The 12,418-nt window shown below is 59.6% G+C and carries 11 protein-coding genes; all 11 read right to left on the bottom strand.

Annotated elements, in window-relative coordinates; translation table 11 throughout:
* The 11 genes from trpA to leuC all read right to left on the bottom strand — a co-directional run bounded on the left by trpA (position 1) and on the right by leuC (position 12,130).
* Positions 1-804, bottom strand: a complete 804-nt coding sequence (gene trpA / locus VMV64_RS13180) for a tryptophan synthase subunit alpha (RefSeq protein ID WP_325331061.1) — start codon at positions 802-804, stop codon at positions 1-3.
* A 7-nt stretch (positions 805-811) separates the two neighbouring features.
* Positions 812-2,011: a tryptophan synthase subunit beta gene (gene trpB / locus VMV64_RS13175; protein ID WP_325331494.1), complete on the bottom strand. Its 1,200-nt coding sequence runs from the start codon at positions 2,009-2,011 to the stop codon at positions 812-814.
* The gene (locus VMV64_RS13170; protein WP_325331059.1) at positions 1,998-2,618 is read right to left on the bottom strand and encodes a phosphoribosylanthranilate isomerase; all 621 of its coding nucleotides are present in this window, start codon (positions 2,616-2,618) and stop codon (positions 1,998-2,000) included. Before VMV64_RS13170 ends, trpB begins: the two co-directional genes overlap by 14 nt.
* A gap of 266 nt (positions 2,619-2,884) precedes the next feature.
* The gene (truA, locus tag VMV64_RS13165; RefSeq protein ID WP_325331057.1) at positions 2,885-3,670 is read right to left on the bottom strand and encodes a tRNA pseudouridine(38-40) synthase TruA; all 786 of its coding nucleotides are present in this window, start codon (positions 3,668-3,670) and stop codon (positions 2,885-2,887) included.
* Positions 3,667-4,335: a CbiQ family ECF transporter T component gene (locus VMV64_RS13160; protein WP_325331055.1), complete on the bottom strand. Its 669-nt coding sequence runs from the start codon at positions 4,333-4,335 to the stop codon at positions 3,667-3,669. Before VMV64_RS13160 ends, truA begins: the two co-directional genes overlap by 4 nt.
* A gap of 1 nt (position 4,336) precedes the next feature.
* Positions 4,337-7,336, bottom strand: coding sequence for a FimV/HubP family polar landmark protein (locus VMV64_RS13155; RefSeq protein ID WP_325331053.1), 3,000 nt, complete (start codon positions 7,334-7,336; stop codon positions 4,337-4,339).
* Between the two features lie 209 nt (positions 7,337-7,545).
* Positions 7,546-8,658: an aspartate-semialdehyde dehydrogenase gene (gene asd / locus VMV64_RS13150; RefSeq protein WP_325331492.1), complete on the bottom strand. Its 1,113-nt coding sequence runs from the start codon at positions 8,656-8,658 to the stop codon at positions 7,546-7,548.
* Between the two features lie 106 nt (positions 8,659-8,764).
* Positions 8,765-9,829 (bottom strand): 3-isopropylmalate dehydrogenase, encoded by a 1,065-nt coding sequence (leuB, locus tag VMV64_RS13145; RefSeq protein ID WP_325331051.1) that lies wholly within the window; start codon positions 9,827-9,829, stop codon positions 8,765-8,767.
* A gap of 104 nt (positions 9,830-9,933) precedes the next feature.
* The gene (gene leuD, locus VMV64_RS13140) at positions 9,934-10,572 is read right to left on the bottom strand and encodes a 3-isopropylmalate dehydratase small subunit (protein ID WP_325331049.1); all 639 of its coding nucleotides are present in this window, start codon (positions 10,570-10,572) and stop codon (positions 9,934-9,936) included.
* Entirely contained in the window at positions 10,573-10,701 is a 129-nt protein-coding gene (locus VMV64_RS13135) for an entericidin A/B family lipoprotein (protein ID WP_325331047.1), read from the bottom strand.
* Between the two features lie 22 nt (positions 10,702-10,723).
* Positions 10,724-12,130: a 3-isopropylmalate dehydratase large subunit gene (gene leuC / locus VMV64_RS13130; protein ID WP_325331045.1), complete on the bottom strand. Its 1,407-nt coding sequence runs from the start codon at positions 12,128-12,130 to the stop codon at positions 10,724-10,726.
* Positions 12,131-12,418 lie beyond the last annotated feature (288 nt).

Raw genomic sequence — 12,418 nt, 5'->3', positions numbered from 1 at the left:
TCATTTGTTGCCATCCATGGCGTCCCGGAAGCTCTTCACCAGGTTGTAAACATTATCCAGCAACGATTCAGCCGTCGAATTCTCGATTTCCTCCACGATGCGGCTGCCGATCACTACCGCATCGGCCATTTGCGACATGGTTCTTGCCGTCTGACCATCCCGAATGCCGAAACCGATACCCACAGGCAGGTTTGCGGCCGCCCGGATCTGCGGGATTTTCCTCGCCACTTCGGCGCTGTCGAGAGTAGCCGCACCCGTCACTCCCTTGAGCGAAACGTAATAGATGAAGCCACGTGCCAGTTTGCCAACCTGCGCCATGCGCGCTTCCGGCGTAGTCGGCGACAGCAGGAAGATCGGATCGATGCCATGGTGGCCAAGGTGCGCCACGAACGCAGCACTCTCCTCTGGAGGATAGTCCACCGTCAGAACACCGTCCACTCCGGCCACTGCCGCAGCGGCTGCGAACTGCGCATAGCCCATCGCCTCGATCGGATTGGCATAGCCCATCAGCACTACTGGCGTAAGCGCGTCCTTCTTGCGAAACTCGACCACCATGCCGAGCACATCGCGAAGGCTGACGCCATGCTTGAGCGCCCGCTCGGACGCGCGCTGGATGGTCGGGCCATCCGCCATCGGGTCGGAAAACGGCACCCCCAACTCGATGATATTCGCCCCCGCCTCCACCAACCGGTGCATCAGCGGCACCGTCCTGTCCGGCTGAGGATCGCCGGCGGTAATGAAGGGGATCAGGGCTTTTTTGCCCTGCGTTTTAAGTGTGCTGAAAGTGGCTGCAATGCGTGACATAGCTTTCCTAGAACTTGATTCCCGACAACTCCGCCACCGTATTCATGTCCTTGTCGCCGCGGCCGGACAGGTTGACCAGCAGAATCTGGTCGCGCGGCAGGGTGGGGGCGAGTTTGGCGGCGTAGGCCAGCGCATGGCTCGATTCCAGCGCCGGGATGATGCCCTCGAAGCGGCACAGGTCGTGGAAGGCCTGCAATGCCTCGGCGTCGGTCACCGCGACGTACTCGGCACGGCCGCTATCCTTGAGCCAGCAATGTTCGGGGCCAACGCCGGGATAATCCAGCCCGGCCGAGATGGAATGGGTTTCGATGATCTGACCGTTGGCATCCTGCATCAAATAGACCCGGTTGCCGTGCAGCACGCCGGGCGTTCCGGCATTCAGCGGTGCGGCGTGCTTGCCGGTTTCCAGACCGAGTCCGGCCGCTTCGACGCCGATCAGCTTGACGCTGTCGTCGGTGATATAGGGGTAGAACAGGCCGATGGCGTTCGAACCTCCGCCGACGCAGGCAATCACCGCATCCGGCTGGCGCCCGGTCATTTCCGGCATCTGTTTCCTGGCTTCCTCGCCGATGACCGACTGGAAATCGCGCACCATCATGGGATAGGGATGCGGTCCCGCAGCGGTGCCGAAAATGTAGAAAGTGCTTTCGACGTTGGTGACCCAGTCGCGAATCGCCTCGTTGCAGGCGTCCTTGAGGGTCTTCGAGCCGGATTCGACCGGCACCACGGTGGCGCCCAGCAGCTTCATGCGGTAGACGTTGGGCGCCTGGCGCTTGATGTCCTCGCTACCCATGTAGACCACGCATTCCAGTCCGTAGCGTGCGGCTACGGTGGCGGTCGCGACGCCGTGCATGCCGGCGCCGGTCTCCGCAATGACGCGCTTCTTGCCCATGCGGCGGGCGAGCAGGGCCTGGCCGATGGCGTTGTTGATCTTGTGCGCGCCGGTGTGGTTGAGATCCTCGCGCTTGAGGTAGATTTGCGCGCCGCCGAGGCGTTCCGTCCAGTTTTTTGCATGATAGATCGCGCTGGGGCGGCCGACATAGTGCTTGAGCTCGTAGGCGAATTCAGCCTTGAATTCCGGATCGTCGCGATAACGCAGGTATTGCTGGCGCAACTCCTCGACAGCCGTCATCAGCGTTTCCGCCATGAAAATCCCGCCGTAAGGCCCGAAATGGCCGGTCTGATCCGGCAAATCATACATCTGCACTGCGTACTCCTTCGATGAACGCGGCGATCTTCGCCGCATCCTTGATTCCTTTTGACGCTTCCACACCGCTCGACACATCCACCGCCCACGGCCTCACCCGGCGAATCGCAGCCACGATATTGGCAGGCCGCAATCCCCCGGACAAAATCACCGGCAGCGACAATCCAGACGGTATCAGTTCCCAGTCAAAGGACTGGCCGGTGCCGCCCGGCGTACCTTCGACATAGGCATCCAGCAGCAGGCCTTGGGCTGCCTGATAACGAATTGCACATTGTACCAAATCCACCCCGGCTTTGACGCGAATTGCCTTTAGATAAGGAACACCGAAGCCGGCGCAGAATTCCGGCGGCTCGTCACCGTGGAATTGCAGCACATCGAGATGCACCTCGCTAAGCACTGCTTCCACCTGCTCCACCGCAGGATTGACGAACAGGCCGACGGTGGTGATGAAAGGCGGCAGGGCACGGGCAATCGCCGCGGCCTGTGCCGCCAGAACGTGGCGCGGGCTGGACGGGTAGAACACCAGTCCGATGGCATCAGCGCCAGCCTGGGCGCAGACCAGCGCATCCTCGCTCCGGGTGATGCCGCATATCTTGATTCGGGTCATGCTTGTTTTCAACCTATAAAAAGCTTGAACCACTGAGAGTATCGTCTCGTTGGAAACAATATTACATTAATTCGGATAATCCATTAGCGTAAAACTTGCGATTCTAGGCGCGCCTTCAGCATCCACATTCCCTCCCCTTTTTAGGGGGAGGGCTAGGGTGGGGGTTGGATGTTTCGCCAGAGAGTCAGCATGTTAACCCCCATCCCAACCTTCCCCCTGCGAGGGGGAAGGGGCAATAGCGAAAGGCGCTTGTTTATATTTGCAGCTCAGCCAAACGCAAAATTTGGCATTCTCGAAACATTGGGAATAGCCCATTTCGGATCGTAACCGATGCCCGCCAGGTACAAACCATCCGGCGCGAAAGTGGGCGCAGAGTGTGTACGGTTCCGGTTTTCCAATAGCTCCAGCATCCAGGCCGGCGAATGCTTGCCCTTGCCGACATAAACCAGGCTGCCGACCAGATTACGCACCATGTGGTGAAGAAAGGCATTGGCGGTGAAATCAAATAAAATATAGTCGCCGCTTGGTTCAATCCCGATTTTCTGCAGATCTTTGATCGGCGACTTGGCTTGGCACTGGGCGGCGCGAAAAGCGGAGAAGTCATGCTCGCCCAAAAGAAACTGAGCCCCCTGCCGCATCGCCTCCATATCCAGTGGCTGGTGAAACCAGCCCACCTTGCCGGAAAGCAGCGCGGGACGCACCGGGTGGTTGAGCAGAAGGTAGCGGTAACTTCTGGATACCGCGCTGAAACGGGCATGGAACTCCTCGCTCACCGGGTGCGCCCACTGTACGCCAACACTGTCCGGCAGCAGGGCATTAACACCGCGAACCCAGGCGCTGTCCGGCCTGGCTACGTCAGTGTCGAAATGCACGACCTGGTGCAGCGCATGCACGCCGGCGTCGGTGCGCCCCGCCGTCACAACCCGGATCGGTTCCCCGGCGATGCCAGAGAGCGCACGCTCCAGGATATCCTGCACGCCACAGCCGGAAAGCTGGCTCTGCCAGCCACAGAAACGGCTGCCATCGTATTCCACGCCGAGTGCGATTCTCAAGTCACCCCCCGCGCCAGCAGCAGCCCGAATGCCAGGGCAGAGCAGAATAATGCCGCGTAATCCGGCCGGGATAAGCGCCCGACTTCCAGTTCGATCCTAACCATTTCATGCCCCGAGCCATGCAGCGCCGCTTGCAATCGTTCGCGCCATTCGCCGGAGCGGCGCGGCCCGGCCTGCTCGCCCTTCTCCGCATAGTGCAGGGTTAGCCAGATGCGCGCGGCAACCCGGTCGATATCCACCCCGATCAAGACGAAAGGCCGCAGCAGAAAATACAAGCCCGCCAATATCCGGTCGCGGGAAGTCGTCGCCAGCAATAGTGCCAGCGTAGCCAGCAGCGAAATCAAGCGCAGCGCCTGGAGGCCGCCCGACAGCAAGCCCTCCCGGCTGGGGCTATAAGCACCCAGGACGGCAATCGCCGCCGCGCCGGGTGTAACGAAGGCATACACCAGAATCAGGGAAATCAACAGCCAACGGCTGCGACGCAACAACCTGAGGTACTGGGCGGAGTGCCGCAGCAGCAGCGGCAGGGAAAACAGGAAAACAATCGCTGACAGTTCGGCGGGTCGCAGCCAGGGAATGCAAAAAGCAAAGGCCAGCCAGATCAGGATCAGGCTGGCCGGATGCAGGAACTCACCGCCTGCCTGCGGTGATTTTTCTACAGACACATCACCCCAGTTCAGCGAGCAGCTTCCGTGCTTCTTCCTGTTGCTCGGCTGCGCCTTCTTTCAGCACTTCCTGCAGGATATCCCGCGCACCTTCCACGTCGCCCATGTCGACATAAGCTCTCGCCAGATCCAGCTTGGTCGAAACTTCCTGATTGCCGAAATCATCCGGAAAATCGGTGGGCGCCGCCTTTGCCGAACCAGGCTCGCTCATATCCAGGCTGATACCGGAAAGGTCGAGATCTGGAACAGCCACTCCTTTTGATTCGGCGGGCGCAGGGGTTTCTTCCTGATCCAGGTTGAAATCGAAATCCAGCGGAGCCTCTTCAACGGGAAGCGCGGCAAGCTCGATGGATTCCATCTCTTCACCCGCAGATGCAGCTTCTTCGCCAACAGAGAAATCGGGCATAGCCAGTTTGTCCCCGACTTTCGCCATCTCATCCTCGGCGCCGGGTGCCATTGTCAATCCGCCGACAGCGAGCCCCATCACTTCATCTTTCCAGCTCTCGGCGCTAATCAATTCCTCGGCAGGTATGGCAGGAGCCGCCTGAGTCAGCGCGAACTCCATCGCGCTCTCATCCGACTCCATGGTTGCCGCAGCCGGTCCTGGCGCAGCTTCAACCACAGTGGGAGCACCCAGATCCAGATTAAAATCCAGCCCCATGTCGGCAACCGACGCTTCTGTCTCGACAACCGGCGCAGCCGCAGGTTGCTTAGCTTGAGTACCCGCTCCAGCAAGCGCACCCAGATCGAGGTCGAACCCAAGATCGGTAGCGGCTTTCTCAACAGGCAGGTGCTCCTCGGCCGGCTCCGGCAACAGAACATCAGGAGCGGCTTCGGCCGCCGGCGCTGCGATGTCGAGATTAAAATCCAGGTCCGACCCGGCGACTTCCGTAATCTCCGGGCCACCCAGATCTAGGGTGACACTATGCTCTGCCGCCGCGACCAGACCCGCGGTGCCACCCGCCGCAATCATGGTCTTTTCGAATACATTCTCATCACCGCGGGCGGCAGGCTCGGTCGCAACCGCAGCTTTCGGTTTCTCACCATAGAGCGGGTTCTGCGGATCCAGCGCACGACCCATTTCGGCCGCCTTGTCCCAGACCGGGCTGGCTTGCCCGCCAAGCGCGGCATAAATTTCTCCTGCCACGGCTTCAAAGGCATTCAGATTCTTGCGCCCGGCATAGATTTCCAGCAGCTTGAGGCGAATCTCGTGACGGTTGGGATCCTTGCTCAGCGCTTCCTTGAGGATTTCCTCCGCCTGTGCATCGCGACCGTAGGCCATGTAGACCTCAGCCTCGGCGATGGGATCAACTTCGTTGGTATCGATCGACCCCAGTCCGGATTGACTGAAATCGGTCAAAAACGAGGTATCGCTGGTGTCGATCTTGCCGCCGCTGGTACCGCCCATGATCGTGTTGGCCTTGAGATCGCCATGGGTCATGATGCTGTCTTCGAAGCTGGCGACGTTTTTTCTGCGTCTAGCCACAACCGCTTTCGCACCCAGCAGGCCTAGCAGCAGGATTGCCGCTGCGCCGCCACCCAGATAGAGCGGATTATCCATCGCTTCATCGAGGAAGGATGCTTCCTGCTCCTTCTGCTCAACGAGCACCGGTTGGGGTTTCTTCGGCTTGGCCGCCGGTTTTTCGTCAACCGCGAGCGCTTTCTCAGCGACCGCAGCGGGAACGGCAGGCTTTTCTTCAGGCTTGGCCGTTGCTGGCACAGCTGGCGCGGGGGCGGGCGAAACCGACGGCGCCGTCTTGGTTGCGGCAGCTTGTTTCTGCAGATCCGCCAGGTTCTGATTTTTCAGCTCCAGCAGCTTCTGCATTTCCTTGATATTCTTTTCCAGGTCAGAGATGCGCTGGTTAGCCTCCTTGATCGCCTTTTCCTTGGCCGTGGCTTCTTCCTGCATGGCCTGGATCTGCCCCTTCATCGCCTGCATGTCCTTGCCGCCGCCAACTGCTGCAGCCGGCTTTGCGCCACCCAGGCCTTCACTCCTGGACAGCTTGAGAACATCCGTGGCGGATTCTTTCGCTGCGGCTGCCTTGTCTTCCACCGCGGTGGTGATCTTGCCGCTCACCACCTGCCTGGCCGCGTCTTCCTGTTCCGGCTTAGCCTCGGCCACGGCCGCCGCCAGCTTCTGACGGTAGGCATGCCAGTCGGCGGAATGGGCTTTCACCTGCTTGGCTGCCTCGTTCGTTTTCACCTCTTCGGCTTGTCCGGCCTCAGGCACACGCAGAATCTGGCCCGCCTTCAACCGGTTCATGTTGTTGCCAGCAAACGCCTGTTTGTTGGACTGGAACAATGCGACCAGCATCTGCTCCAGGCTGACACCCTCCGGTTTCAGAGCAGAGGCGATACCCGCCAGATTCTCACCTTTCCTGACCGGACCATAGGTCTCCCGGGCAGGTTTACTCTCTCCAACAACTTTCGCTTCTTCTTTTGCCTGCAGCTCCTTGTCCAAGGGAATATTCGCCCTGATTTCCGGCTTTACAGCACCATTCGACGTATCGGCCGGCTGAGCCGAAACCGCCGCCTGTGCGGGTACAGCTGAAACAGGTTTGACCGCCGGGGCGACTTCTGTCGGCTGCTCACCATAACCGGGAGGGTCAAGCAGGACGGTGTATTCACGTACCAGACGACCGGCGGGCCAATCGAGCTCGATCAGCATGTCCAGGAAGGGTTCGTCTACAGGTTTTGAGGAGGTAATCTTGAGATAGGGATCGCCGTTCTTTTTCTGTTCCACACTCAAGCGCATGGCAGAAAGGACTGGGGAGCGCTCTATTTTCGCTTCCTTAAAAGCCTCGAAGGAGGCGAAACGGGCATGGATTGAGCTGAGATCTTTCTTGTCCACCGCAAATAGGTCAATTTCCCCCCTGAACGGTTGCCCCAAGGTCGACGTCACCGTCAGCTTGCCAAGTCCGGCCGCAAAAGCGGGAAGAGATGCCATCAGCATCAAGCCGGCAGTCAACCAAGCCGTTTTTTTATAATATTTTCGATCCATGCCACCCTCAATAGATTTTTTTGGCTAGGTTAACTAAATTAACATCATGGAGTTAGTGATGCAAGCCAATCTTGCATGTTAAATTGGGTTGTAAGTGAGTAGATTAATTACAAGTTTGTAACCTCGCCACAGCGAAATCGAGAGGAAAAAGCGAAGCCCCGGCCGGCACGAGGATACCCGTACCGGCCGGGGCTTAAATATCGCCAATTTCAGTCTTCGATCAGGATACGCAGCATGCGGCGCAACGGCTCGGCAGCCCCCCACAGCAGCTGGTCGCCGACGGTGAAAGCCGACAGGTACTGCGGCCCCATATTGAGCTTGCGCATGCGGCCTACGGGCACGGTCAGCGTGCCGGTCACTGCCGCAGGGGTGAGCTCCTTCATGGTAATCTCACGGTCGTTGGGCACCACTTTCACCCAGTCGTTGTGCGCCGCGATGATGCCGTGAATTTCGTCCAGCGGCACATCCCCGGTCATCTTGATGGTCAGCGCCTGGCTGTGGCAGCGCATCGCGCCGATGCGCACGCACAGGCCGTCGATCGGAATCTGGCTGTCGGAACGACCCAGTATCTTGTTGCACTCCACCTGTGCCTTCCACTCTTCCTTGCTCTGGCCTGATTCGAGCGCCACGTCGATCCACGGAATCAACGAACCGGCCAAGGGCACCGGCCAGGCGTCCACGGGATAGCGGTCGGAGCGGATGAAATCGGCCACTTTCCGGTCGATCTCCAGAATCGCCGAGGCCGGGTCGCTCACCAGCGCCTTCACTTCATTGTCGATCGCGCCCATCTGCTGGATCAGCTCGCGCATGTTGCGCGCGCCGGCACCAGAGGCAGCCTGATAGGTCATCGGGCTGATCCACTCGATCAGGCCCTTGTCGAACAGGCCGCCGATCGCCATCAGCATCAGCGAGACCGTGCAGTTGCCGCCGACGTAAGTCTTCACTCCCTTGGCCAGACCTTCCTTGATCACGTTCCTGTTGACCGGGTCGAGAATGATGATGGCATCGTCTTTCATGCGCAGCGTGGAAGCCGCGTCGATCCAGTAGCCGTGCCAGCCGGCTGCGCGCAAATCACCATACACTTCCTTGGTGTAGTCACCGCCCTGGCAGGAAATGATCGCGTCCATCACCTTGAGTTCGGCGATATCCTTGGCATCCTTCAGCGGCGGAACGTCCTTGCCGATATCCGGCCCCTTGCCGCCCGCATTGGAGGTGGTGAAGAACACCGGTTCGAAATGGTCGAAATCCTTTTCCTCGCGCATCCGCTGCATCAGCACCGAACCCACCATGCCGCGCCAGCCAACCAAACCTACTTTCAACATCATTCAATTCCTCTAATAAAAACCAATATTCACCGCAGAGACGCAGAGGCGCAGAGATTATTTCGAATTTCTCCGCGCCTCTGCGTCTCTGCGGTTCAATCCAGAATCACAATGCCGCAACCACCGCGTCGCCCATCTCGCTGCACGACACCTTGCGCGTCCCTTCGGTCCAGATGTCGGCGGTGCGCAAACCGTTAGCCAGCACCTTTTTCACCGCGCCTTCGATGCGCTGTGCGACTTCCTCCCGGCCGAAGGTATAGCGCATCATCATCGCCGCCGAAAGGATGGTGGCCAGCGGATTGGCGACATTCTGGCCGGCGATGTCCGGCGCGGAGCCGTGGCTGGGCTCGTACATGCCCTTGTTGTTGCTGTCCAGGGAAGCCGAAGGCAGCATGCCGATGGAGCCGGTCAGCATCGACGCCTCGTCGGACAGGATGTCGCCGAAAATATTGCCGGTCACGATCACATCGAACTGCTTGGGCGCGCGCACCAGCTGCATCGCCGCGTTGTCCACATACATATGGGACAGCTCGACATCCGGGTAGTACTGTGCCACCTCGATCATGACTTGGCGCCACAGTTCGGTGGTTTCCAGCACGTTGGCCTTGTCCACCGAGCAAACCTTGCAATTGCGCTTGCTGGCAATGCCGAAGGCGACATGCCCGATGCGGCGGATTTCCGACTCCGAATAGCGCATCGTGTTGAAGCCCTCGCGCTCGCCCTTTTCATTGACATGGATGCCGCGCGGCTGGCCGAAGTAGATATCGCCGGTAAGCTCACGCACGATCATGATGTCGAGGCCCGACACCACTTCCGGCTTGAGGCTGGAAGCGCCGGCCAGTTCAGGATAAAGCAGCGCCGGGCGCAGGTTGGCGAACAAATTGAGTGCCTTGCGGATGCGCAGCAAGCCTTGCTCCGGACGCATCGGCCGCGGCAGTGTGTCGTATTGCCAGCCGCCGACCGCTCCCAGCAGCACGGCATCGGCATCCTGCGCCAGCTTCAGCGTCGCCGCCGGCAACGGATCGCCCGCTGCGTCGTAGCCCGCCCCGCCGATCGGCGCTTCTTCCATCTCGATTTTCACGCCATCGCTGGACAGCGCCTTCAGCACTTTGACCGCCTGCGCGACGATTTCCGGACCAATGCCGTCACCCGGCAAAACTGCGATTTTCATTTAATTATTCCCTAGTTCAAAACCTTCTTGAACCGCAGAGGCGCGGAGGCGCAGAGAAAACCAAAAATCTCTGCGCCTCTGCGCCTCTGCGGTGAAATCAATCCCTAACTAAACACCCACGGCTCCGACTGGCGCCGCCGCTCTTCGTATGCCTTGATCTTGTCCGCGTTCTGCAAGGTCAGGCCGATATCATCCAGGCCGTTGAGCAGGCAGTATTTGCGGAAAGCGTCCACCTCGAAGCGGATGCCATGCCCACCGGGTGTGGTGACCAACTGTTTCTCCAGGTCCACCGTCAGGCGGTAACCCTCGGTCGCCACCGTTTCCTTGAACAGGCGGTCGACTTCTCCGGCATCCATCACGATCGGCAGAATGCCGTTCTTGAAGCAGTTGTTGAAGAAAATATCGGCAAAGCTGGGCGCGATGACAGCACGGAAACCGTAGTCCAGCAACGCCCATGGGGCATGCTCGCGGCTTGAGCCGCAACCGAAGTTCTCGCGCGCCAGCAGGATTTGCGCGCCCTGGTAGCGCGGCTGATTGAGCACGAAATCCGGGTTGAGCGGACGGTTTCTGCAATCCTGTCCCGGTTCGCCGTGGTCGAGATAGCGCCACTCGTCGAACAGGTTCGGCCCGAAGCCGCTGCGCTTGATGGACTTCAGGAACTGCTTGGGGATGATCGCGTCGGTATCGACGTTGGCACGATCCAGCGGTGCCACCAAACCTTCCAGCCGGGTGAATTTTTCCATTTATTTAACCGCCTTCTGAATGGCTTCGCCACCCTTCTCGATATCCTGGCCGACGCCGCGCATGGTATTGCAACCGACCAGCGCAAACATCATCCCGATGGACAGCAATGCAATCAGTTTCTTCGCCATTGCGATCTCCTTAAACGTGTTGTTACAGCCAATCTCGAATATCGACGAAATGCCCGGCAATCGCCGCAGCCGCGGCCATCTCCGGACTGACCAGATGGGTTCTTCCACCCGGCCCCTGCCGTCCCTCGAAATTGCGGTTGGAGGTGGAGGCGCAACGCTCTCCCGGTTCCAGCCGGTCGGCGTTCATCGCCAGACACATCGAGCATCCGGGATCGCGCCATTCGAAACCGGCCTCGATAAAAATCTTGTCCAGGCCTTCCGCCTCAGCCTGCTGCTTGACCAGACCGGAACCCGGCACCACCAGCACTTGCTTGACGTTCGCCGCCTTGTGCTTGCCCTTGGCGATTTTCGCCGCGCCGCGCAGGTCTTCGATCCGGGAATTGGTGCAGGAGCCGATGAACACCTTGTCCACGGCGATCTGCGTGATCGGCGTATTCGCCTGCAAGCCCATGTAGGCCAGTGCCCGTTCCATGCCGGAACGCTTGACCGGATCAGACACCTGCGCCGGATCGGGCACCTTGTCGTCCACGGTAACCACCATCTCCGGCGATGTGCCCCAGGTCACGCTGGGCTTGATCGCCGCAGCATCGACTTCGACCACCGCATCGAAATGCGCGCCCTCGTCGCTCACCAGCGTGCGCCAGTTGGCTACCGCCTTGTCCCACAGCTCGCCCTTGGGTGCAAAGGGGCGGCCCTTGATGTAATTGATCGTGGTGTCGTCCACCGCCACCATGCCGGCACGCGCACCCGCCTCGATCGCCATGTTGCACAAGGTCATGCGCCCTTCCATGGAAAGCGCGCGGATCGCCGAGCCGACGAACTCGATGGCGTAGCCGGTACCGCCTGCGGTGCCGATCCTGCCGATCACCGCCAGGGCGATGTCCTTGGCCGTGGCGCCTTTGCCCAGAGCCCCCTCCACCTTGACCAGCAGGGTTTTGGATTTCTTCTGCAGCAAGCACTGCGTAGCAAGCACATGCTCGACCTCGCTGGTACCGATACCATGGGCCAGCGCACCGAACGCGCCATGCGTACTGGTATGCGAATCCCCGCACACCACCGTCATCCCCGGCAGGGTCGCGCCCTGCTCCGGGCCGATGACGTGAACGATGCCTTGGCGCACATCGCCCATCTTGAATTCGGTAATCCCGAAAATGGCGCAGTTGTCGTCCAGGGTTTCCACCTGAAGACGCGAAATCGGGTCGGCGATACCATGACTGCGGTCGGTAGTCGGCACGTTGTGGTCGGCCACCGCCAGATTGGCAGACAAACGCCACGGCTTGCGCCCAGCCAGGCGCAGCCCCTCGAATGCCTGCGGGCTGGTCACTTCATGCAGCAAGTGGCGGTCGATGTAAAGCAGCGTAGTGCCATCCGACTCGGAGTGCACCACATGGGACTGCCATAACTTGTCGTAAAGGGTTTGTGCGCTCATGACTGACTAATGACGGCGAAAAACAGAAATTATGGCATATTTTTAGCCCGGATATTCCATAAATTCGCGTGATGATCGCGCAGGATTTTGCGAGTTGGGCCATAAAGCCGCCCATCCCTGCTTACCCCATTTGATTGATAGGGAAGTTTTGAGAAGGAGTGTCGTAGTTATTCATACGACCGACTGTCTCGCCGTGGTCGACGCGTAGCGGCGGGAACCCGGTGGGGACACTCCTTGCGGGTGAGAAAAATATTTCCTATCAATCAAAAGACTAGCGATGGCGCGTGT

It is taken from the genome of Sulfuricella sp. (genome assembly GCF_035531155.1).
GTDB lineage: Bacteria > Pseudomonadota > Gammaproteobacteria > Burkholderiales > Sulfuricellaceae > Sulfuricella.
The sequence above is the reverse complement of the archived record's forward strand: the minus strand, read 5'-3'. Positions and strand labels throughout refer to the sequence as shown.